The organism is Microbacterium murale, from assembly GCF_030815955.1.
In the GTDB taxonomy this organism is placed as follows: domain Bacteria; phylum Actinomycetota; class Actinomycetes; order Actinomycetales; family Microbacteriaceae; genus Microbacterium; species Microbacterium murale_A.
Genome location: NZ_JAUSXK010000001.1, coordinates 2449688 through 2473123, shown reverse-complemented (window position 1 = coordinate 2473123; position 23436 = coordinate 2449688). Strand labels below are relative to the sequence as shown.

Below are 23436 nucleotides of genomic sequence, written 5' to 3'. Positions count from 1 at the left end.
GTCGGCATAGAGCTGCTCGAGTTCAGGCGAGTCGACGCGCCCGTCCATCGCCTGCATCACTCCCCTTTCCTCTCGGCGAACTGCGCCCAGAGCCACTCGATCGTTCCCACGAGATCCACCTCGGGATTGATGCCCCATTGAGCCTGCAACCCGTCGGAGAGAGCGAGGAACACCCGAGCCATCATCGAGGCATCGACGTCACGTGCAACCGTGCCTGCCTGCTGGCGGGCTTCGATGTCGCGCCGCATGCTCGCCAGCACCTCGTTCTCACGACGGAGGAAGAACTCATGAGCAGGATGCTCCCCGTCCGCCGCCGCAGCCTCGAGATTGACGTAGAGATGCACCAATGCCGGCACCGATTCGTTGTGACGCGCCACCCGGATCGTCATCGGATCGTCCCCGCCCTGCGCTGCGACGATGCGCCGGTTGACGACATCGCGCTGTCGCAGCACCTCGACCAGCAGGTTCTCCTTCGTCCCGAAGTGGTGCAGCAGACCCGCCTGCGTCATGCCGACCGCTTCCGCGATATCGCGCAGTGACGTCGCGCCGTATCCCTTGCGCTCGATGATCTCCAGCGCAGTCTCGAGGATCAGCTCCTGACTCTCCCGTCCCTGAGCGTAGGTCCGACGCGGCGCCCTGCGCCGGATGGGAGCGCTGGGCTGACCGGCCGGAAAAAGCGGGCTCGCGTAGTCCCCCGGAACGTCGACGCGGGACGTGCGCACCGCTTCGACGGAGCGCGGGATGTCGAACGGCAGACGCCCCTCGGCGCGCGTACGGCCCGTCAGCACTTCGAGGACGGCGTCGTCGGAGGCGCCGAACTCGACGAGAAATGCCGCGCAGCTCGGGAAGAGCGGTTCGAGGATCGCCGGTCGCTCCAGGTGTACGACAAGAATCACTGGTGCGTGAGCGGCGAGCGTCTGCAGCCGTTCCGCGATCGCCGGCGCGAATTCGAGCGAACCGGCATGAAAGCTCGCCTCCAGTGCGAACCCGTCCCGGGCGTCGTAGGGGGCGACGATCCGAACGATGTTCGCCTCGGCCTCCGCCGGATCACTCACCGGGACCAGGCCCGCCTCCTTGAGCGATGCGTCCGAGAGCTCCTCTGCGAACACCTTCGCCCCCCGACGCAACGGAAGGGCCGGGCTGGATGATGATAGCCCGTTGGTCAGCACGACCATCGATCGCGCCTGGGCGGCATGCCCGGCTGCGCGATACTCCACCGTGCCGACGGAGTCGATCGCGGCTTCCTCGTCGACATAGGGATGCTCGAACAGGCCGAGTGCGAACTTCACCCGAAGCAGTCGCCGAACCGATTCATCGATGCGGGCTTCATCGACTGCACCGGACTCGACGAGTTCGACGATGTAGCCCGGTTCCTCCTCACCACCGAGCTGATCGCACCCCGCCTCGAGAATCTTCTGCACGCGTTCGACCTCGGTGAGGTGCTCCACACCCCATGCCCGCGGCGGCAGAACCTTGCCCCCGATGCGTGACTCGGTGACCAGACCCCAGTCGGTGCAGACCACGCCGTCGAAGCCGAGCTTCTCACGCAGCAGGCCGGTGATGATCTGGCGGTTGAACCCGAAGCCGACTTCCTCAACGGGCTCGCCGTCGAGAGTCAGCCCGATCGGGATGCCGTATGAGGGCATGATCGCGGGTACGCCACGGGCTATGACACGGCGGAACGGCTCGAGGTGGTACTCGAACATGCCGCCAGTGTAGTCCTGCTCCTTGCCGTAGTTGAAGTGCGGGTCCTCGCCGTCCCGTTGCGGTCCGCCTCCGGGGAAGTGCTTCGCCATGCACGAGACACTCTGCGCCCCGAGACCATCGCCGCCCTCGAAACCGTCGACGTACGCGACGCCCAGCTTCGCCACGGTCTCGGCGTCTTGGCCGAAAGTACTGTACTGGCGCGCCCAGCGCGGCTCCGTAGCGACGTCGAGCGTGGGGTGCAATGCAAGCCGGATGCCGATGGCCGTGTACTCACGGCGCGCGATGTCGGCGAAATCGCGGACGGTCGCCTCGTCGCCGATCGCACCGAGGCCGAGAGGCTCGGGCCACGCGGACAGGTGCTCGGCGCTGAAGGACGCTCCCCAGTTCTCCGTGAACGAGTGCCTGGGGTCGGTCGAGATCGTCACCGGGATGCCGTGCGGCGCCCGCTCGGCGACGCGCTGCACCTCGTTGTTCCACCGCGCCATCGCCCGGGGGTCGGGGATTCGGTGCACGTTCAGATGTGTCACGTGTCGTTCTTCGATCATCCGGCGTGCGCTGAGCTCACGTGGCGCGATCTCGTCTCCGTCGATAGCGCCATCGCTCGTGACGCTCACCACCGACTGCACCATGAGCCCCGCTTTCTCGGCGAGCGACAGTCGTGAGAGCAGATCCTCGACTCGCTCTTCGATGGGCAACCGCGGATCCTCGTAGGGGTCCATCACCCCATTGCCATTGAGGTCGCGGTAGGGCGTGCCGTCCGTGTGTCGCGCCGAAGGTCCGGCGGTACTGGTCGTGTTTTCCATCCTCATCTTTCTGAACCGGTCGCCAAGAGGCGCCGTTCTTGGCGACGCTCGCGCTGGAGCGCGACGTCCGCGACGGGTGCCGACATGAACAAGCGTTGCGTGTACGCGTGCTCAGGCCGTGCGGTGACCTGATCGACATCGCCCGCTTCGACGATCTCTCCTCGGTACAGCACCGTCACACGATGGCTGATGTGTCGTACGACGCCGAGGTCGTGCGACACGAACAAGTATGCGACACCCGTTGCCTCTTGAATCTCGATGAGAAGCTCGAGCACGCGCGCCTGAGTCGTCAGGTCCAGTGCCGAGACGGGCTCGTCACAGATGATCAGGCGCGGGTGGAGCGCGATCGCACGAGCGATGGCCACGCGCTGGCGCTGTCCACCAGAGAACTCGCTGGGTAGGCGCCGATCGGCATCCGCCGGCAGGTGCACGCGATCGAGAAGCTCGCGGATCCGCGCGTAGGCGTCCTTACGCGTCCATCCCTGAATCAAGAGCGGTTCGGCAAGAATGTCGGCCACTGTCATGGACGGATTGAGCGACGTGTACGGATCCTGGAAGACGACCTGCATCTCGCGTGCGAGCGAGCGACGCTCACTCGCAGGGACGTTCGTGATGTCGCGCCCGTCGAAGGTGATCGTGCCCTTGGACACGGGAGCGAGCCCCAGCACGGCACGGCCGATCGTCGTCTTACCGGATCCGGACTCGCCGACCAGTCCCAGCGTCTCGCCGGGACGGATGTCCAGTGAGACCCCTTTGAGAGCGGTGAACACCTTTCGCCCTCGCCCGCGGTACACGACCTCAAGATCGTTTACACTCAGCAGCTTGTCGGATGCGTTCATCCTCTGCTCCCCTCTGACGAGGCGGCATCGACGGTTGTCGGAGCCACGTAGGTACGGACCGGTCCTTCGTCCAGCATGGAGGCGAGGAGGGTCTGGGTATAAGGATCACTCGGTTTCCGCAGGATCGTGTCGACCTCATTGGTCTCGACGATCCGGCCCGCCTTCATGACAGCGACGCGATCGCAGATGTCAGCGACGACCCCGAAGTTGTGCGTCACGAGCAGCACGGCCATTCCGGTCTCGCGCTGCAGGTCACGCAGGAGATCGAGCACCTCGGCCTGCACCGTCACATCGAGCGCCGTGGTCGGCTCGTCGGCGATCAGGAGCTTCGGCTCCCCCGCGACAGCACCCGCGATCAGGACGCGCTGTGCCATGCCGCCCGAGATCTCGTGCGGGTAGGCGCGGAAGGTCGCTTCCGGATCAGGGATGCCGACCTTGGCGAGCAGGCTGAGGGCACGTTCCTTCGCTTGCGTCCTCGACAGACCGAGCCGCGTGCGCAGCGGCTCGGTCAGCTGCTGCCCGATCCGGAAACTCGGATCCAGGTTGCTGAGTGGCTCCTGAGGCACATATGCGATGTCCGTGCCGCGGAGCTTGCGCCGTTCAGTCGCGCTGAGGGCGGCGAGTTCCGTGCCGTCGAAACGGATGGACCCGCGCGAGACCCAGCCGCCCTCGGGCAGAAGCCCGAGCACCGAGAACGCAGTCTGCGTCTTACCGGATCCCGATTCACCGACGAGGCCGAGCACCTCACCGGGTTCGATATCCAGCGAGACATGATGCACGACGGTGTTCTTCGAGTCACCGACGCCGTAGCTGACCTCGAGGTCGCGAACCGACAGCAGCGATGCGTCGGAGCGGTCGGCCAACGAGGCCACGTCGGCCGGCTCCGGCCGGCCCACCTTCGAGCTGTCTCCGGCATCCCTGTCTTCGAGGGCATCGCGCATCGCGTTTCCGAGGAGGATGAGAGCCATGGTCGTGAGCCCGATCGCCAGGCTCGGCCAGAAGATAAGCGATGGGTTGACGAAGATTCGACGGAACCCCTCATTGAGCATCCCGCCCCACGACGGCACCGAGCTGTCGGCGATGCCGAGGAACTCGAGCCCCGCCTGCACAGCGATGGCGATGCTGGCAAGGCGTGCGGACTGGATGATGACGGGTGCACGCACGACCGTCAGCACGTGACGACCGATGATGCGGGCGTCACCGAGTCCGGACACCCGAGCCGCGTCAATGTAGAGCTCGCCACGCACAGCCTGAACCGCGGCACGCACGATGCGGAAGACCCCCGGCGCGAGCAGGACGCCGAACACACCCATCGAGATCCAGATCGACGGACCCGCCACAGCACGCACCGCGAGCAGCAGCACGATCCCTGGCAGCGCCATATTGAGGTTGTTCACCCAGTTGGCGACGGCGTCGAACGGGCCACCATAGTAGCCGGCGATCAGACCGGTCGGCAGGCCCACCACGAGCGCGACGACGAGCGCGAGAGCCGCGCCCGCGAGGCTGACCTGGGCACCGAACAACAGCCGGCTCAACACGTCGCGACCCGAGGCATCCGTCCCGAGCAGGTGCGCGGCACTGGGCGCCTGCATCGCGTCGCTGAGCACGACCAGGTCGGGCGAGGGCAGCGGAAGGAACGGGGCGACAAGCGCCCCGAGCACGATGACGAGCAGCACGATGGAGGATATGAGCCCGAGGGGGTTGCGCAGGAAACGTCGGAACGCCCCCTGTTTGGCGGCGCGTGCCGCCGTGACGAGAGTGGTTGTCTGACTCATGAGAGACGCACCTTGGGGTTCAGCCAGGCGACGGCCAGGTCGACCAGCAGATTGACGATGACGACGATCACGACGTAGGCGAGTACAGCCCCGAGCACCAGCGGCGCGTCGGTGCGCACGGCGGCCTCGATCGCGAGGCTGCCGAGGCCTGGGAGCGCGAAGATCTGCTCGATCACGACCGCGCCGCCGAGAATTCCGACGACCTGCACGGCGAGGGCCGTCAGACCGGTTGTCGATGAGTTGCGCAGCACGTGGACGAGCACGACCCGTGTCTCCGAGAGGCCGCGGCTGCGAAGCGTGCGAACGTAGTCCTGCCGCATCATCGAAAGCATCGAGCTACGGACCTGCTGAGCGATTCCGGCGATTGCCGGGATGGTGAGAGCGGCGACGGGCATGACCAGACTGAGCGCCCAGGCGCTCGGATCGGCGCGGAAGTCGGTGTAGCCGGTGGCGGGAAGCCAACCGAGCTGGATCGCGAAGACCGTGACGAGGAACAGCGCGATGATGAACGCCGGGAGCGCATCTCCCAGCGTGGCGAAGAACTGCAGCGTCTTGTCGACCCACCCACGCCTGACTGCTGAGATGATTCCCACCGCGAAGCCGATGATGCCGCTCAGGAGCGTCACGAGGACGACCAGTGCGACGGTCACAGGCATGCGTACGCTTATCGCCGCCCACACAGGCTGCGACGTGAACAACGAGGTGCCGAGGTCTCCCTGCAGCGCGCCGACCAGCCAATCGAAGTACTGGACGAACACGGGGCGGTCGAATCCGAGCTCGGAGTTCAGTTGCGAGACCTGCTCCGCACTGGCGTTCTCGCCTAGTACATTGCGCGCGATGTCGCCGAAGGCAGGCGAAATGAGGAGGAAGACGATGAGCGAGGTCGCGAAGATCAGCGACACCGCCGAGATGAGGCGTTTCAGAAGGAAGGGCATGAGGATTCTCCGGTGAGAGGGAGGGGCCCCGCGGGAACGGGGCCCCTTCGTGATCACATTCCGGTCGGCGTGTAGCTCCAGATCGACGGAATGGCCTGCTGCACCTGCGGCACGATCTCGATGCTGTCACCGTAGAAGTTGAACGTGTCGGGGCGCATGATCGGCGCGAACCACACGTTGTCGATGACCCACTCGTTGACCTCACGGGCGATCTCGGCCTTACCCGCCTCGTCGGCGCTCGGGTACCCGGCCATGAGCGCTTCGAGTTCGGGATCGGTCGACCCCAGGGGGTTCCATGTGGCCTCCGGAGAAAGCAGGAAGTTCATCGTTCCCCAGTCCGAACGCGACGCGAGTGTCATGAACGCGATCGGGAACTCACCACGCTGCATGGACGGGATGGCCTCGCCCGGACCCCACTGGTGGCGGGTGACAGTGACTCCGATGTCTTCCCAGTTCTGGATGATCGCGTCGTAGATGACCGGCTCGAACACGCCGCTCACGGGGAGGGTCAGCGACAGGTCGCTGGCGCCGGCTTCGGCGAGCAGCTCCTTGGCACGCTTCGGGTCGTACGCGTACGCGTCATCGAGGTCCTTCTCGTAGGCCTCGGTATCGGGACCGAAGACCTGCGATGTCTGAGTGCCGAGGCCTTCCCAGCCGACCTGCACGATCGCATCCGCGTCGATCGCGATGGCAAGCGCCTCACGCACGCGGACGTCGGCGAGCTCCGGCAGGAGAGCGCCGTCGCGGTCGAAGAAGAGGAGTCCGCCCCAGTTGACCGAGAACGGCTCGGGGGCGTTGAGGCCGGCTGCCTGCGCCTGCAGTGCCGACGCGGCACGGTTGAGCGACGCGAAATCGATCTGTCCCGACGTGAGCGCATTCAGGCGCGCCGTCTCGTCGGTGAGGATCTTGAATTCGACCTCGTCGAACGGAAGCTCCTCGCCCCAGTAGTCCTCGTTGCGCGTGAACATGATGGTCGATCCGACGACGGAACGGCTCGTGTCGAGGACGTAGGGGCCGGAACCGACCGGGACAGTGGTGATCTCGGGGGTGGCCAGAGCAGCCGGGCTCGCCATGTAGCCACCTGAGTTCGCCAGGTTGTTCGGCAGATCAGGATCGGGCGCACTCAACTGGATATTGACCGTGTCAGCATCCACGACCTCGACGCTCTCGATGGCCGCCAGGTTCCCCTGCTGAGGCCCGTTGGCGGTCTTGAAGTGCTCGATGTTCGCCTTGACCGCTTCGCCGTCGAAGACGGATCCGTCCGTGAACGTGACGTCGGTGCGGAGTTCGAGCGAAAGCGACATGCTGTCGTCGCTCATGGTCCATTCCGTGGCCAGCATCGGGCTGAGGGTGCCATCCGGTTCACGCTTGAGCAGCGTGTCGTACACGGACTGGTAGATGGGGGCGAAGTGGCCCTCGTTCGACTGAGCCGGGTCCCAGCTCGTGGGCTCGGTCAGTGACCCGATCGTGAGCAGCGGTGCAGTGGCGGCGCCGCCGCTCGATGCGGCAGGTTCGGGGGCACCCGCGCTGCACGAAGTGAGCGCTAGCGCGGCGACGGCTGCTACCGCCGCCAGGCGGATGAGAGGGGCGGATCGCATGTGATCTCCTACGACGTCATTGGTTTCGGGAAGATGCCGGGCGACCTTGCTCGGCAAAGTAATACTAAATACTGTTCAGTGGTTTGACAAGGTCGACTATCCACCCAACGCGGTCGGTGCGTAAAGGGGCTCCCAGATTTCGCGAGGTACGACCTCCACGCGACCGCTCCACTCGGCGAAGGCGTCCGAGAGTTCTCGTACTATCGGACGCTCGTCGAGGGCGAGGTTCGTCCGTTCACCGCGGTCGGCATCAATGTCATACAGCTCCCAGGGTGCGGGGTATTTGCGCACGAGCTTCCATCGCCCTCGTCTCACCGCGGCGTTGCCCTCGTGCTCCCAGAACAGTGTCCGCTCACCCTCTTCTGGTTCGCCGCGCCACGTCGGAAGCATGCTGACACCTTCCATGCGGAGAACCGGCTGCCCATCGCGCTCGCCAGGGTAGGTCGCACCGACCATCTCCACGAACGTCGCCATGACGTCAGTGAGCTGATGAGGGTGATTCTGAATCGCAACGTCTGCAGACACCGACGCCGGCCATCGCACGATGAAGGGCGTTGAGATTCCCCCCTCGTGCACCCAGTGTTTGTACTCGCGGAACGGAGCGTTCGAGACGTTCGCCCATGCGCGCCCGTAGCTCGCGAAGGTGTCGACGGCACCCGGCCACACGTCACTCGTGTTCCCGAACGCGATCGGGTCGCCGTTCGTCATCGTCCGAGCAAACGGCAGTCGCCCTCCTCCCGGCAGGATCTCTTCCGCGCAGCCGCCGTTGTCGGAGAGGAAGATCACACAGGTGTTCTCAGCGACCCCACTCTCTTCGAGGACCCGCAAGATCCGACCGATCCCCTCATCCATGAGCGCCACCTGTGCCGCATAGACCTCCATACGTCGCGCCTGCCAATTCTGATCGTCCTCCTCGCTCCAATCGGGCACGCGGGGGTCCGCGTCGCTCTCAAGAAAATCGCTCTCGCCGAACAGTCCGAGCGCGCGCTGGCGATCGACTCTCGCCTCACGAGCGAACGCCCAACCCTGGTCATACCGTCCGGCATGCTGCTCGATCGCGGACTCCGGCGCGTGCAAGGGCCAGTGCGGTGCCGTGAAGGCGACATAGGAGAAGAACGGCTGATCGGGCCGTTCCTCCACATGCTCGCGGATCGCGTCGGCAGCGAAGCCCGCGACGGCGTCGGTGTAGTAGAAGTCGGCCGGGGCATCCACGAGCACTTCGCCGTCCATGAGCGTGGGAGGTGCGAAGTAACTGCCGCCCCCATCGAGGGTGCCGTAGAACTTGTCGAACCCGCGCCGAGTCGGCCACGTGCCGTTCGGCGCGCCGATGCGGCCGCTGACATGCCACTTCCCTGCCATGTGCGTCGCGTACCCGGCATCGCCGAGCACCTCAGCAATCGTCGCGCACTGGTCGTTCAGAGTTCCGGAATAGCCGGCGGGCCGATCGTCGCGCGTGAGGATTCCCACGCCGGTCTGATGCGGATGCAGACCCGTGAGCAGCGATGCCCGGGAAGGCGAGCACCGCGCGGTGTTGTAGAACTGCGTGAGCCGAACGCCGTCGGCCGCGAGCGCATCGAGGTTGGGGGTCGGGATCTCACCCCCGAAACAGCCGATATCTGAGAAGCCCAGATCATCCGCCAGGATCAGCACTATGTTCGGGCGATCGCCGGGTGATACAGGCATTTGTTCTCCTCGTTCGCGTTCGTGGTGTAATACTAAATAGTGTTCAGTAGTTGACGCAATGATGCGTGGGCGTATCGAGGAGGATCATGAATCAGCCGAACATCTTGTGGATCTCGACCCATGACATCAACCCTCACATCGGCCCGTACGCCGGCCTCTGGCCCGATGCCGACCAGTCCCCCACTCCCCATCTCGATGCGTTGGCGCAATCGGGGATGCGGTTCGATCAGGCATTCGCTGCGGCACCCGTCTGCGCGCCTTCGCGCTCGGCGATCATGACGGGGTGCTACCCCACGGCCATCGGCACGATGCACATGCGCACGAAAGCCGTGCCACCTGCGTCCGTCCGGTTGGTGAGCGAGTACTTCCGCGAGGCGGGCTATTACACGTCGAACAACTGGTTCACGGACTTCCAGGTGAAGACCCCACCGACCGCGTTCGACGACTGCTCCCCCCACGCGCATTGGCGCGACCGGCCGGAGGGCGCACCGTTCTTCGCGTCGTTCCACAGCCTCCTCACCCACGAATCGCGCATCTACGGCGACGACGCATACGAAGCCGCCACTCGCACGCTCGGCGACGAACAGCGACACGATCCAGCAACGGTGCCGTTGCCGCCGTACCATCCAGACACTCCCACGTTCCGCCAGGCGTGGGCCCGCTACTTCGATCTCGTCGCCGCGATGGATGAGTGGGTCGGCGGCATCCTCGACCAGCTCGACGAGGACGGGCTCGCCGAGGATACGCTCGTCGTCTTCTGGAGCGATCACGGGGCGAGCTTTCCGCGCGCGAAACGCTGGGCGAACGAGGCCGGGGTGCGTGTGCCGCTCATCGCCCGTTGGCCGGGACGTATCCAACCGGGCACCTCACGCGCTGAGGTCGTCCAGATGCTCGATCTGGCGCCGACGATCCTCGAAGTCGCCGGCATCGAGGTGCCGGAGCACATGCACGGACGCCCCCTGCTGTCGCCGACCGGAGAGGCGTTGCCTGCGGCGCCCTATGCCTACGCGGGACGCGACCGAATGGACGCCACCGACGACACGGTCCGGACCATTCGCGACGAGCGATACCGGTACATCCTCAACCTGCATCCCGACCGGCCTGGTATGCAGTACAACTACTATCCGGACCACCTGGGCACGTGGAGCGACCTGCGGCGCCTGCGGCACGAAGAGGGCGACATGCTCACCCAGGGGCAGAACCCCGACATCCTCACAGAGCTGCAGCGCTCCATGATGAGCGTGCCGCGTCCGGCGGAGGAGCTCTACGACATCGTCGAGGATCCGCACGAGACGCGCAATCTGGCGGACGATCCCGTGCACGAGGCGACGAAGCAGCGACTGAGTCGAGCGCTGCAGGACTGGCGCGACGAGTACGGCGATCTGGGCGCCATCCCGGAGAGCGAGCTGATCGAACGCTGGCGCCCCGGCGGCGTCAGTCCGCAGACGGATGCTCCTGTTGTCACGATCGATTCGGGAGCCTTCGTCGCGACGGCCACCACCGAGGGCGCGTCCATCGCGTGGACTATCGATCCTCCCGGACCGCTCGGGGATCTGTCGGACATCGAACTGGCATCCGGTTCGCCGGTTCCGGACGGTCGACGCTGGCATCTGTACACCGGGCCGGTGACGGTCGCGGAGAACGAATCCGCCTGGTTCGGCGCGTGGCGTCTGGGCTACGCACCCAGCGATCACGTCCTCGTCACCCGAGAAGGAATCCGTTGAGCATGCGCGCGATCAATCTGATGTTCGACAGCCTCAACCGCCACATGGTGGCTCCGTATGTGGATGCCACCCCTCACCTGCCGAATTTTGCGCGACTCGCTGCGCGCACCGTCACCTTCGACAAGTTCTATGCCGGGTCGATGCCGTGCATGCCCGCTCGCCGCGAACTGCACACGGGGCGCCAGAACTTCCTGCACCGCAGCTGGGGGCCACTCGAGCCGTTCGACGATTCCGTCCCCTCCCTGCTGTCAGAGAACGGAATCCATACGCATCTCGCATCGGATCACACGCACTACTGGGAGGACGGCGGCGCGACCTATCACACGCGTTATACGACGTGGGAGTTCGCGCGTGGACAGGAAGGCGATCCCTGGAAGGGCATCGTCGGCGCAACCGACACCCGTACCTCCCCCGTCGTGCGCATGCGTGCCCAGGATGCCGTGAACCGCAGGTACATGCAGACCGAGCAGAAGCACTCGCAGACCCGCACTGTCGATGCCGGCATCGACTTCATCACGACCAACGCGGGCGCCGATGACTGGATGCTGCAGATCGAGCTGTTCGATCCGCACGAGCCCTTCTTCGCTCCGGAACGCTTCCGCGGAGGTCGCGGACTCCAGGATGAGGCGACGAACGACTGGCCCGCATATCGCCGTGTCCTCGAAAGCGAGGACGAGGTGGACCGCGTGCGCGACGAGTACCTCGCTCTGCTCGACATGTGCGATCACTCCCTCGGCCGCGTTCTCGATGCCATGGATGAGTACGGGCTCTGGGACGACACCATGCTGATCGTGAACACGGATCACGGGTTCCTGCTCGGTGAGCACGGATGGTGGGCCAAGGGCATCACTCCTTGGTTCAATGAGCTCGTACATGTGCCGATGTTCCTGTGGGATCCCCGCACCGGCGCCCGCGGCATCCGCGACGAACGCCTGGCGCAGACAGTCGACATCCCGCTCACCATCCTCGAATTCTTCGGCATCGAGGCCACTCCCGACATGATCGGTCAGCCGCTCACCGCGCACTCGGATGGACATGACGGCGCGCTGTTCGGCGTCTACGGGGGGCATGTGAACGTGACGGACGGACGATACGTGTACATGCGGGCGGCGGATGACGTGAGCAACTCGCCGCTCGAGGAATTCACACTCATGCCCACCCATATGAGAGCACGCTTCTCGGTCGCCGAACTCGGCGATTGGGTCCCGGCGGAGCCGTTCACCTTCACGAAGGGTCTTCGGACGATGCGCACCGAGACCTCCGCCGTATGGTTCAACTCGTGGCAGCATGGCACGTTGCTCTTCGATCTGGATTCCGACCCCCGCCAGCTGCACCCCATCGTCGACGACGAGGTCGAGTTGCGGATGACCGAGCTGCTGGTCGATCTCATGCGACGTGGCGACGCTCCGGATAGTCAGTACGTGCGGCTCGGACTACCCGCTGAAGGCCCTGTCGATGCAGCGCACCTGCGTGCGCGAGCGCACCGAGACCGTGCGGAACGCAATCTCGTACCGCTGCCCCATGAGCACGAGCTGACAGCGCTGGATCTGCTCGAGCTTCCCCTCGATGATCTGCTGCTCGAGCCGCGGTTCCGGTCGGTCGTGGAGCGACATGCACCCGACATCGCCCATACCGAGATCCTCGGCCTCGCTCCCGACTCGAGCCTCATCTCGATCGCGACGAGGGCCGGGGTGCCGGCGGACGCGTTGAAAGCGCTGGACGCGGACCTCGCCGTCGCGCGGGCCGGCAGCTGATGGCGGCCTTCGGGCTCCCTCGCACGATCGTCACGACCGATCCCGAGATCGACGACGCGAACTCGCTCGTGCGCCTGCTTCTCTACGCGAACGAGATCGAGATTCAAGGATTGGTCTACGCAGGATCTCAGTTCCATTGGCGGGGTGACGGTCGCGGCACGCGCTTCTTCCACCCTGACCGCGAGTACACCGAACCGCAGACGTCGTGGCGCTGGGGTGCAGACGACATCTTCATCCATGAAGTCATCGATCGTTATGCCGAGATCGACGACAACCTGCGAGTCCACGACGCGCGCTACCCGACCGCAGGTCATCTGCGTTCGCTGATACGCACCGGCAACGTCACCTTCGAGGGCGATGATCGAACACCGTCGGCCGGCGCGGACCTGATCGTCGAGAAGATCCTCGACGACGACCCACGCCCCCTGTTCGTGCAGTTGTGGGCCGGGCCGGCCACCCTGGCGAGAGCGCTGAGGACTCTGGAAGAGCGGTTCGGATCGTCGCCCGACTGGCCCGCAGTGCGAGAACGGCTCAGCCGGCGGGTCATCGTGACCAAGTTCGCATCACAGGATGACACGTACGAGGAGTACATCGCGCCGAGCTGGCCTGAGGTCGAAGTCCGCGAGGTGGCGACACGGATGTGGGGGTATGCGGCACGAACTGTGGCGACCGCGGAAGGTGCGCACTTCCTGTCGTCGTCCTGGCACGAGGCGAACATCATCTGCGCCGGTCCGCTGGGTGGTCACTACCGCGTCTGGGGCGACGACCGCACGATGCCCGGCGATCACAACGACTACTTCGGAACACGCAGGAGCGAGGCGGAGCTCCGCGCCGACGGATACCACGTCTTCACTCCTGTCGAAGAGCCCGGTTCGTGGGTCTCCGAGGGCGACACGACCAACTTCCTGAATCTGATCGGCAATGGCCTGCGCGCTTTCGAGGCGCCTCACTGGGGCGGCTGGGGCGGCCGTCAGAAGCGCAACAGACGCCGAGCCAATGAGTTCCTCGCGAGCCTCGCGACCGACCGGGACGAGTCGGACGAACCATCCACTTCGTACGCCGCGGCCCGATGGTTCCCGGACGCCCAGCGGGACTTCGCCGCGCGCCTGCGGTGGTCGACGACACCGGAATTCGCGGCGGCGAACCATGCTCCCGACATCCGCCTGGTCACTCCTGCAACGCTCAGTGCCCGCCCCGGCGCATCCGTGGCCGTGGAGGCCGACGTGTCGGACCCGGACGGAGACGAGACCCGACTTCTGTGGCGCGAGGACACGAACGCGGCTGACGGCGCTGCGTCCGGCGCCTTCAGCCACACCGGTTCGGCGAGCACGGAGTTCACCCTCGCGGCCGCGCTCGAGCCAGGACGCGAAGTGCATCTCATCCTCGAGGCACGCGATATCCGCGCCGACGACCAGCCATCGCTGGCCCGTTACGCTCGCGTCGTCATCACGATCGCCTAGGTGCGCATCGTCGCGCGAAAGGATGCTTGGACAGCAGCGCCTTCCTCGCGACGTCGAGCCTCACCGCTCCGCGCGGATGCGTGCGAACAGGGCGCCGACGCGCTCGACGGCGGCGGCGTCATGAGGGCCCCATGCAGGTCGAGGCGTCTCGGGACCCGCGTACGGCTCGTCAGCGTACCTCTTCTGATATTCGGCGAGCTTCGCCTCGAGCGCGGAGCGCACCTCGGCGTACGCGGGGTCGTCGGCCACGTTCCGGCACTCCTCAGGGTCGGCCCGCAGGTCGTAGAGCTCCCACTCCGGGTCGAAGACGGCACCGGATGCCCCCGGCACTCCGAGACCCGCACCGTAGTAGTAGATCAGCTTGTGATCGGCAGTGCGGATGCCGTAGTGCGCCGGCGCACTGTGGATGGGGTCGTCGTGCTCCCAGTAGCGATAGTAAGCGGCATCCGCCCAGTCCTCGATGGTCTCGCCGCGCAGGATCGGTCGAAAACTACGCCCCTGCGACGTCGGCAGCTCGTCGGCCGCATCGATGCCGCAGATGTCCAGGAAGGTCGCGGCGAAGTCGACGTTGGTGATGATCGCCTCGCTGCGGCTGCCGGGCTCGATCTCGGCCGGCCAGCGCACCAGCATGGGCATCTGCAGGGACTGATCGAACATCAGCCGTTTGTCGAACCAGCCATGGTCTCCGAGGAAGAAGCCCTGATCCGAGGTGTAGACGACGAGAGTGTTCTCGGTCAGGCCACGTTCGTCCAGATGGTCGAGCAGACGACCCACGTTGTCATCGATCGATTGGATGCACTGCAGGTAGTCCCGCATGTAGATCTGATACTTCCAGCTCATCCGCGCCGCCCGGTTCTCGTCGCCCCGCAGGTGCTCTGGAATCTCGGTCTTCAGATCGTCGGCGCCCATGTCGTCGGCGATGGTCATGTGCACGCCTCGAACCGCCTTGCTGCGGGACGCGTTGTCGTCGAAGAACGTCGCCGGTTCCGGAATCTCTCCATCGGCGTAGAGGTGGCTGTGCTTCTCGTCGGGAACCCACGGACGGTGCGGAGCCTTGTGATGGACCATCAGACAGAACGGCTCGCCGTCGACGCTGTCGATCCAGTCCATCGAGAGGTCGGTGATGACGTCTGTGGCGTAGCCCGGCATGATCTCCGTGCCGCTCTCGTCGATCATGGGCGGATCGACGTACTCGCCCTGGCCGGGAAAGATCTTCCACGCGTCGAAACCGCGCGGCAGTGACGTGCCATGCTCACCCAGGTGCCACTTGCCGAACATTGCGGTCCTGTATCCGGCACGCCCGAGCACCTCGGTGAACGTGGGAACCCGATAGTCCATCTCGGTCCAGATCGATGAAACTCCGTTGACGTGACTGTACGTCCCCGTCAAGATCGACGCCCGGGATGGACTGCAGATGGAGTTGGTGCAATAGACCGCGTCGAGCCGCATGCCCTCGTCTGCAATGCGGTCGAGGTGAGGCGTCACATTGACACGACTGCCATAGGCCGAGATGGCCTGTGCCGCGTGGTCGTCGGACATGATGAAGATGATGTTGGGTCGGGACATCGTGCGGAGCTCTCGTTCGTCGATCGTCGTGGTGGGGTGTCGGGATGCTCGTCAGCGCTCGTGCTGCAGGGAAGGGGCGAGCATGAGGTGTGCGCGTGCGTCCGCGCCGTCTTCTCCGCGGGCCACGGCCACGATGAGTCGTGCAGCCGACCTCCCGCCTTCTTCGAGCGGGAGGCGCGAGTAGACGAGCCCCGGCCAGAGTCCGGGTGAGAGCGCGCCTGCCGCGAGCGCGACGACCTGGGTGCCCGGTGCGTGCATCGACGCGGTCCGGTACGCCGCCTCCGCATCGGCGCCCCACGCGCACAGGACGGCGCTTCGAGCCGGCACACCGGCCCAACTCGCAAGAATTTCGCCGAGCTGCCGGATGAGGGTGTGATGGTGCGATCTGTCCGCGTCACCGGCGTCGAATCGTGCGATCGTCTCGAGGGTGACATCCGTCGTGAGCGTGTGCACCTCGAGCGCAGAAGCTCCCGCCGCTTCCTCGATCGCCCGCGCACGCGCCTCCTCGGCGTACGAATCGATACCGGGTCGGATGTAGACGAGTCTCTCGACACCCGCCAGAAAGGCGAGACTCTGGCGCACCCCCTCGCCGTAGTCGAAATCGACAGTCGGGTAGCGCTCCTGCTCAGCTCCGGAGCCGCAATCGACGGCGACGAATGCGATGTGGAACTCCGCGATCGCGTCACGCAGCGCACTCGGCACTCCCTGGTCGTCGTGACCGATGAAGATGAGCCCGTCCAGCGTGCCGGCGCGCACATCGTCGACACCGCGGAGCGCGTCCGCTTCCTCGAGCAGCGAGATCCGGAAGCCCTCGGTCCTCAGGCCACGCGCCAGCCCGTCCACGATCGAGGCGTAGCGCGCGAGCGTCAACGCCTTGCCGAGGATCACACCGAACGTCCGGCTCGCGCGCGCCTGCAGCGACCGCGCCACTCCGTTCGGGACATACCCGAGTTCACGGGCCGCCTGACGCACGCGTTGCTTGGTCGCCTCCGCGAGGCGAACGGTGCTGGCGTCGTTGAGCGCGTACGAGACGGCCGATGCCGACACCCCGGCTCGCGCGGCGACGTCTCTCAGCGTGGGTCGACCCATGATGCTGAGATTAGGGTGTTCAATCGATTGAGTCAAGCAGTCGGCGGATCGATCTAGGCCATTGGCATCGGGACCGCGGACTCGGGATAGGCTGGCGGGCGACCACCGAACTGGAGTGGAGGAGTGTCATGACATCCGATGCGGAGTGCGGTCCCGGTTGCACATGCGGGGCACCAGGACGCGATCAGTTCGTCGCGCTCGGGATGCCGTCACGCGAGACCCTGCGCGCATCGACCGCGGGCCGGCATGACCTGGAGCAGGCTGTGATCCCCGCCGGCACGTTCACGATGGGGGATTCCTCCGGAGACCTCAACCCGGTGGACGGGGAGGTGCCGCGGCATCCTGTGACGCTTCCGGGGTTCTCGATCGACACGACCGCCGTCACCAACGATGCATTCGCCCGATTCGTCGATGCCACGGGTTACACCACCGAGGCGGAGGCGTTCGGCTACTCCGCGGTGTTCCATCTCGCGCTGACGGCGCCCGAGGAGGACATCGTCGGGGTGCCGTCCGGCACACCGTGGTGGCTCGGGGTGCGCGGGGCGGACTGGCGCCACCCGGGCGGGGGCGACTCCTCGATCGATGGGCGAGGAGACCATCCCGTGGTGCACGTGAGCTGGAACGACGCGGTCGCATACGCCGGATGGGTGGGGAGGCGTCTGCCCAGCGAGGCCGAGTGGGAGTACGCGGCCCGCGGCGGCATCGAGGGCGCGAAGTATCCGTGGGGGGATGACGAGGTGGACGCCGGAGGCTGGCGCGCGAACATCTGGCAGGGCGAGTTCCCGCGGGTGAACACGGTGGAGGACGGGTTCCTGAGCACGGCTCCTGTGCGGACCTTCGAGCCGAACGGATACGGCCTGTGGCAGTCGGTGGGCAACGTATGGGAGTGGTGCCAGGACTGGTTCGATCCGAACTATTACGGCCGTTCGCCCGCAGCCTCTCCAACGGGGCCGGATCGAGGCCAGGCTCGGGTGCTGCGCGGCGGGAGCTACCTCTGCCACATCTCGTACTGCAACAGGTACCGCAATTCGGCGCGTTCGCAGAACACTCCGGACTCGTCGATGAGCAACAGCGGTTTCCGGACAGTCGCACTGTGAGCACGCCCGGAGGCAACGGCCGCCGCTTCCCGCCGGTCGTGTACAGGCACGGCGGTGAGCCGGATGCCCGTTTCACCCTGGCGAACGAGCGGACCTTCCTCGCGTGGATCCGAACCTCGCTCGCGCTCATCGCGGGCGGTGTCGCCCTCGAGGTACTCGGTCTCGACCTGCAACCCGAGCTGCGTCTGGCAGCGTCCCTCGTGCTCGCCATAGCCGGCATTCTCGTCCCCTCGCTCGCCTGGGTCGAGTGGGCGCGCACCGAACGAGCCCTACGCCGCGCACAGCCCCTGCCGGGTTCGCTGCTCGGCGCGATACTCGGCACCGCGGTCACGGTCGCCGGCGTGTTCGTCGTCCTCGCGATCCTGCTGCGCTGACGAGACCACGATGACGTCGCTGTTCGACCCCGGCCTGCAGCCTGAGCGCACCGAACTCGGGTGGCGCCGCACTTGCCTCGCCCTCAGTGTCGGCTCGCTGGTCGCGATGCGGATCCTGCCAGAGGCGTTCGGGAGCGGATGGTGGGCTCTCGGTGGCGTTGCCGGCATCATCGCATCCGCCGGCCTGTGGGCCGCCGCGCGCCGACGCTACCGGAGCACTACCCGCGCACTCGAGCGGGACGGCCACAGAGCTCCGATGCCCGACTCGCGCCTCCCCTTCGCACTCACCGTGTTCACGGTCGTGATCGGCGGGACGAGTGTCGCCATCGTCATCTGCATGGCGGCATCCTGAGACGCTTCGCGCCGGGATCGCAGCGGCTTCGGGCTGACTGTTGAACAGGTACTTCTTGGCGGAGACGAGGGGATTTGAACCCCTGGACCCCTTGCGAGGTCTCCACCTTAGCAGGGTGGTGCACTAGGCCGGACTATGCGACGTCTCCAGGCATCCGGCTCGAAAGCGCGGATGCGCTCTGTAATCATAACGGGTCGAGCGGCGAGGATCGAACCGGCAGTGGCTTGGCTTCAGGAACGTCTCCCCCATCCAGCCATGCCTCGACCTGTCCGACAGCCTCGGCGACGGAGAGGTCGATGTCCACGAGCATGCCGCCCTCATCCGATTCCAACGATTCCAGAGTCGCCAGCTGCGAATCCAGCAGAGCGGGCGGCATGAAGTGGTCGCGCCGCTGTCCTGCGCGTCGCATCAGCGTCTCTCTGTCACCGTCAAGCTGCAGGAACAGGACTCCCGGCGCCGCGGCGCGAAGCCGATCACGGTAGGCGCGCTTCAACGCAGAACAGGCGACGATGACACTGCGCCCGCTCTCGTCCGCGGCGAGGCGCGCACCGACGATGTCGAGCCACGGCATCCGATCCGCGTCGTCGAGCGGCGTGCCGGCTGACATCTTCCGGACGTTCGCCTCGGGATGCAGATCATCGGCGTCCACGAACATCGCGCCACGCGCTTCGGCGAGCGCTGCAGCCAGCGTCGATTTGCCCGATGCCGAGACGCCCATCACGACGAGGGGCGGGTCCCCGATCATGGACGTCTCACCAGTCGTGGACAGTACCGTCGGCGAGGCGATTGTACGGCAGGTACGCCTGCTCGTACGGGTACTTGCCCGCTTCGTCGATGTTCAGCTCGACACCGAGACCAGGGTTGGCGCCCGGGTGCAGCAGTCCGTCCCGCCAGGTGAAGGACTGCTCGAACACCTGATCGGTCTTCGATCCGTGCTGCATGTACTCCTGGATGCCGAAGTTGTGGATGCTGAGCCCGAGGTGCATCTGCGCGGCCATGCCCACCGGGGAGATATCCGTCGGACCGTGGAAGCCGGACTTGATCTGATACTGCGCCGCATAGTCGATCGTCTTCTTCAACGCCGTGATCCCGCCCATATGCGTCACCGCACCACGGACATAGTCGATGAGCTGATCCCGGATCAGATCTTTGAAGTCCCACACCGTATTGAAGATCTCACCGATCGCCAACGGCGTCGTCGTGTGCTGACGCACCAGCCGCAACGCCTCCTGATTCTCCGCCGGCGTGCAGTCCTCGAGCCAGAACAGGTCATACGGCTCGAGGTCCTTGCCCAGGCGCGCCGCCTGGATCGGCGTCATCCGATGATGCCCGTCATGCAACAACGGCAGTTCAGGCCCGAACTCATTACGCACCGCCTCGAACACACCCGGCAGGTGCCGCATGTACGAGCGGGTGTCCCAGTCCTCCTCCGTCGGGAACGCACCGCGCCGCGCCGGCTCATGATCGTACCGGATGCTGCCATCTGCCGTGTCCGCGGCCTGCGACGCGATGCCATAGATCGCCTTCAGGCCAGGCACACCCGTCTGGATCCGGATCGCCCGGTACCCCTGGTCGAGGTGCGCACGCACACTGTCGAACAACTCCGGCAACTCCTTGCCCGACGCATGCCCATACGCCAACAACCCCGTACGGCTCGCACCACCGAGCAACTGGTACAGCGGCATTCCGGCCGCCTTCGCCTTGATGTCCCACAGCGCCATGTCCACCGCAGCGATCGCGGCCATCGTGACTGGACCCCGCCGCCAATACGCAGAGCGGTACAGGAACTGCCAGGTGTCCTCGACGCGGTGCGCGTCGCGACCGATCAGCAACGGCACCACGTGATCCTGCAGATATGCGACGACAGCCAGCTCGCGCCCGTTCAGCGTGGCATCGCCGAGACCGGTATGCCCCTCATTCGTGGTCAGCTTCAGAGTGACGAAATTGCGATCCGGACTGGTGACAATGACCTCTGCCTTGTCGATGATCATGGGATTCTCCTCAAGGATCCGGAGCTCAGGGAAGCTCGCGCAGCGCAGCGATGGATGCCGCAACCTCGGCCTGGACGTCGTCGCCCCAGTTGCATTCCAGCGACACCGGCCCCGTGAACCCCGCCGCGCGAAGCGTCGCGACGAACTCCCGCCACGATCCGTCACCAGAGCCCAACCACAGTCGTCCGGCATCCGCGATGTGCGCGTGACCGATCCGATCGATGTGCTCGGTGACGGTCGACAGCGATTCGCCTTCGACCTCGATGTGGAACAGGTCCGCCACGAGAGGCACTTCCTCGATCCCGTGCGCATCGAGGAAGGCGGCTGCCTCCCCGAGCGTGTGGATCAGGTTCGTCTCCCCCTGATGCAACGGCTCGAGCATCACCCGAAACCCGTGCACGGCTGCGGCATCCCGCGCCTCCACGAGCGACTCGGCGAACCGCCGCTCCGCGGCATCCCGGTCCACGCCTTCGGGAATGCGCCTCGCACCGCCAGAACCGAACACGATCTTCGCACCGGGCTCCGCCACGCCGGCAAGCACAGCGAACACCTGCGTGAAGTAGTCCCGCACGCGCTCGAAGTCGAACGTCGGGTCAGACACCCTGACATCCCCCGGCAGCAGGATCGCGAACGATGGGTACCGCTCCCCCTCGAATTCGGGATTCAGGCGCAGTACGCCATCCTCTCCGATCAGCACGACGTTGCCCACGATGGTCGGTTCGACATAGTCGACGCCGTGCCCTTGGGCGATCTGGGCGACTGCTCGAGGGGCGATGATTCCGACAGTGGTCATTTGAGGCTTCCTGAGACGAGGTCGAGACGCCAGTAGCGCTGGAGCACCAGCACGAACGCGACGACCGGGATGATGGCGATCGCAGCACCCGCGATGGCCAGGGTGTAGAGGATCGGCTCGCTGCCGCCTCGGTTGAGCATCATGTACATCGCGACGGTGATCGGGAAGAGATCCGTCTTCGTGAGCATGATGTACGGCAGCAGGAAGTTGTTCCAGGCGCCGATGAACTGCAGCAGGAAGATCGTCACGAGTCCGGGGAACAGCAGCGGCAGGCCGACCGACCGGAATGTGCGCCATTCGCTCGATCCGTCGACGCGTGCCGCTTCCAACAACTCGACGGGCACCGATGCCCGCGCGAACACGTAGGCGAGGTAGATCCCGAACGGTGTGATCATCGTCGGGATGAGCACCGCCCAATAGGTGTTCGCCAATCCGATCTGCGCGAACAGCAGATACTGCGGGATCGCCAGGGTGATCGTCGGAAGCAGCACGCCACCGAGCAGACCGACCATGATCGCCCGCTTGCCTCGGAATTCGTACATCGCAAGCGCGTATCCGGCCCCCGCGGAGAACAGCGTCGAAGCGAGTGCGCCGACGATGCTGTACAGGAAGCTGTTGCCCAGCCACTTGGCGAAGCTGCCGTTCTCGTAGGCGAACAGCTCGACGATGTTGTCCCACAGCGCAGTGCCGAACGTGAAGGACGGCGTCGTGAACAGCTCTGCAGACGACTTCGTCGCCGAGAAGAACACCCACACGACCGGCAGCAGGAAGTACACCGCCGCGAGGAGCAATACCGTCGTCGGCAGGATGGCCGTGATCGATATTCCTCGACGGGCTCCAGCGGGCCGGTCGTAAGCGGGTGGCTGATTCTCTTTCTTCGCGCGCTTCTGGCGCGTCTCGACCGCGGTCATCGCGTCACCTTCCTGGTCACGAGCTGTCGGCCACCCAGCACCAGCAGAGACAGCAGGACCGTCCCGATGGCGAGGACGATGGATGCCGCGGCCGCGGAGTTGAGATCGTCATGCGCGAACGCATCACGGTAGACGCGCATCAACGGGAAGAACGTCGAGTCGATGGCATTCGTGAGCGTGGAGAGCATCGCCGGTTCGCTGTAGATCTGCAGCGCACCGATCACGGAGAAGAGCCCGGTGACGATGGTCGCCGGCACCACGTGCGGCAGCTTGATGTACCAGGCGATCCGCCCCTCACCGCATCCGTCGATGCGGGCGGCGTCGATCTGAGAGCGGTCAAGTGACTGCAGCGCCGTATAGATGATCACGGTGTTGAATCCGATCCCACCCCAGAGCACGACGTTGATGATGCCGACGTACACCCAGTCGCCGCTCAGCAGGTTGGGCAGCTCCACACCGAGCCCGCTCGCCAGCTGATACACCGGGCTGATGTCCGGCACGTAGAGGAAGCCCCACATGAGTGCGGCGATGACGCTCGGCACGCCGTACGGCAGGAAGATCGCCGTACGGCTGAACGACTTCGCCTTCGCCCGCGGCAGATCCAACAGCAGCGCGAACAGGATCGAGGTTCCCATGAGCAGCGGAACCATGATCGCCGAGTAGATGCCGAGGTTCCCGAGGCTCACCCAGAAGGTGTCGTCCTCGAAGACCGAGACGTAGTTCGCCAGACCGACGAATGTCTCCTCACGCGGCCCGAAGGCACCGCCGCTCGATTCACCTCTCCCCCGCATGCTGAGCCAGCCGGAGTAGATGATCGGAATGATGAAGACGACGACGAACATCACGAGTGCCGGCGCCATCAAGCCGTAGGCGAAGAGAGTGTGCCGCTGCAGATGCGGCTTTCGCGCCCGCTTGGGCGGGAGGACGACGGTTCTCGTCGCCTCCCCGCCCGCGCGTTCGCTCTCCTGAAGGAGTGCGCTCATGA

The 23436-nt window shown here is 65.6% G+C and carries 19 protein-coding genes and 1 tRNA gene; 6 read left to right on the top strand and 14 right to left on the bottom strand.

The genetic code is table 11. The features are described 5' to 3' along the window. Positions 1-56 precede the first annotated feature (56 nt). The 6 genes from QFZ46_RS11990 to QFZ46_RS11965 form a co-directional block, all read right to left on the bottom strand. Positions 57-2510, bottom strand: a complete 2454-nt coding sequence (locus tag QFZ46_RS11990) for a glycoside hydrolase family 3 N-terminal domain-containing protein (protein WP_307361729.1) — start codon at positions 2508-2510, stop codon at positions 57-59. Between the two features lie 2 nt (positions 2511-2512). After that, positions 2513-3349, bottom strand: a complete 837-nt coding sequence (locus QFZ46_RS11985) for an ABC transporter ATP-binding protein (protein ID WP_307361727.1) — start codon at positions 3347-3349, stop codon at positions 2513-2515. After that, entirely contained in the window at positions 3346-5124 is a 1779-nt protein-coding gene (locus QFZ46_RS11980; RefSeq protein ID WP_307361725.1) for a dipeptide/oligopeptide/nickel ABC transporter permease/ATP-binding protein, read from the bottom strand. The genes QFZ46_RS11985 and QFZ46_RS11980 overlap by 4 nt, the downstream gene beginning before the upstream one ends. Then, positions 5121-6059, bottom strand: coding sequence for an ABC transporter permease (locus QFZ46_RS11975; RefSeq protein WP_307361722.1), 939 nt, complete (start codon positions 6057-6059; stop codon positions 5121-5123). The genes QFZ46_RS11980 and QFZ46_RS11975 overlap by 4 nt, the downstream gene beginning before the upstream one ends. Before the next feature lie 53 nt (positions 6060-6112). After that, positions 6113-7657 carry an ABC transporter substrate-binding protein gene (locus tag QFZ46_RS11970; RefSeq protein WP_307361719.1) on the bottom strand — a complete coding sequence of 515 codons (1545 nt, stop codon included), beginning with the start codon at positions 7655-7657 and terminating at the stop codon, positions 6113-6115. Positions 7658-7753: 96 nt separating this feature from the next. Continuing rightward, positions 7754-9340, bottom strand: a complete 1587-nt coding sequence (locus tag QFZ46_RS11965) for an arylsulfatase (RefSeq protein ID WP_307361716.1) — start codon at positions 9338-9340, stop codon at positions 7754-7756. Between the two features lie 86 nt (positions 9341-9426). On the opposite strand from QFZ46_RS11965, the gene QFZ46_RS11960 reads away from it, so the two are divergent. Genes QFZ46_RS11960 through QFZ46_RS11950 form a run of 3 tightly spaced genes read left to right on the top strand, consistent with a single transcriptional unit; the run spans position 9427 to position 14278 of the window. Then, positions 9427-11064 carry a sulfatase family protein gene (locus QFZ46_RS11960; RefSeq protein ID WP_307361713.1) on the top strand — a complete coding sequence of 546 codons (1638 nt, stop codon included), beginning with the start codon at positions 9427-9429 and terminating at the stop codon, positions 11062-11064. A 2-nt stretch (positions 11065-11066) separates the two neighbouring features. After that, positions 11067-12818 (top strand): sulfatase, encoded by a 1752-nt coding sequence (locus tag QFZ46_RS11955; protein ID WP_307361710.1) that lies wholly within the window; start codon positions 11067-11069, stop codon positions 12816-12818. Then, positions 12818-14278 (top strand): DUF1593 domain-containing protein, encoded by a 1461-nt coding sequence (locus QFZ46_RS11950; protein ID WP_307361708.1) that lies wholly within the window; start codon positions 12818-12820, stop codon positions 14276-14278. The genes QFZ46_RS11955 and QFZ46_RS11950 overlap by 1 nt, the downstream gene beginning before the upstream one ends. 60 nt (positions 14279-14338) lie before the next feature. Here QFZ46_RS11950 and QFZ46_RS11945 read toward each other — a convergent pair whose 3' ends face one another. Next, positions 14339-15844 carry a sulfatase family protein gene (locus QFZ46_RS11945; protein ID WP_307361705.1) on the bottom strand — a complete coding sequence of 502 codons (1506 nt, stop codon included), beginning with the start codon at positions 15842-15844 and terminating at the stop codon, positions 14339-14341. 51 nt (positions 15845-15895) lie between these two features. Beyond that, positions 15896-16933, bottom strand: a complete 1038-nt coding sequence (locus tag QFZ46_RS11940; protein WP_307361703.1) for a LacI family DNA-binding transcriptional regulator — start codon at positions 16931-16933, stop codon at positions 15896-15898. A 128-nt stretch (positions 16934-17061) separates the two neighbouring features. Here QFZ46_RS11940 and QFZ46_RS11935 point away from each other — a divergent pair, with 128 nt between their 5' ends. The 3 genes from QFZ46_RS11935 to QFZ46_RS11925 are packed head-to-tail and all read left to right on the top strand — an operon-like array spanning position 17062 to position 18756. Further along, complete coding sequence (locus QFZ46_RS11935) at positions 17062-18030, top strand: formylglycine-generating enzyme family protein (RefSeq protein ID WP_307361701.1); 969 nt, start codon at positions 17062-17064, stop codon at positions 18028-18030. After that, the gene (locus QFZ46_RS11930) at positions 18027-18404 is read left to right on the top strand and encodes a YidH family protein (RefSeq protein WP_307361700.1); all 378 of its coding nucleotides are present in this window, start codon (positions 18027-18029) and stop codon (positions 18402-18404) included. Before QFZ46_RS11935 ends, QFZ46_RS11930 begins: the two co-directional genes overlap by 4 nt. 10 nt (positions 18405-18414) lie before the next feature. Next, positions 18415-18756 carry a DUF202 domain-containing protein gene (locus QFZ46_RS11925; RefSeq protein ID WP_307361698.1) on the top strand — a complete coding sequence of 114 codons (342 nt, stop codon included), beginning with the start codon at positions 18415-18417 and terminating at the stop codon, positions 18754-18756. Positions 18757-18812: 56 nt separating this feature from the next. Here QFZ46_RS11925 and QFZ46_RS11920 read toward each other — a convergent pair. The 6 genes from QFZ46_RS11920 to QFZ46_RS11895 all read right to left on the bottom strand — a co-directional run bounded on the left by QFZ46_RS11920 (position 18813) and on the right by QFZ46_RS11895 (position 23434). Then, positions 18813-18904 (bottom strand) — tRNA-Ser (locus QFZ46_RS11920). A gap of 36 nt (positions 18905-18940) precedes the next feature. Beyond that, on the bottom strand, positions 18941-19501 hold the full coding sequence (locus tag QFZ46_RS11915; protein WP_307361696.1) for a gluconokinase: 561 nt from the start codon (positions 19499-19501) through the stop codon (positions 18941-18943). Positions 19502-19508: 7 nt separating this feature from the next. Next, positions 19509-20747 carry a D-mannonate dehydratase ManD gene (gene manD, locus QFZ46_RS11910; protein WP_307361692.1) on the bottom strand — a complete coding sequence of 413 codons (1239 nt, stop codon included), beginning with the start codon at positions 20745-20747 and terminating at the stop codon, positions 19509-19511. 25 nt (positions 20748-20772) lie between these two features. Beyond that, a complete protein-coding gene (locus tag QFZ46_RS11905; protein ID WP_307361689.1) occupies positions 20773-21540 on the bottom strand; it encodes a sugar phosphate isomerase/epimerase family protein in 768 nt (255 codons plus the stop codon). Beyond that, positions 21537-22451 (bottom strand): carbohydrate ABC transporter permease, encoded by a 915-nt coding sequence (locus QFZ46_RS11900; protein ID WP_307361687.1) that lies wholly within the window; start codon positions 22449-22451, stop codon positions 21537-21539. The genes QFZ46_RS11905 and QFZ46_RS11900 overlap by 4 nt, the downstream gene beginning before the upstream one ends. Next, on the bottom strand, positions 22448-23434 hold the full coding sequence (locus tag QFZ46_RS11895) for a carbohydrate ABC transporter permease (protein WP_307361685.1): 987 nt from the start codon (positions 23432-23434) through the stop codon (positions 22448-22450). The genes QFZ46_RS11900 and QFZ46_RS11895 overlap by 4 nt, the downstream gene beginning before the upstream one ends. Positions 23435-23436: the final 2 nt, after the last annotated feature.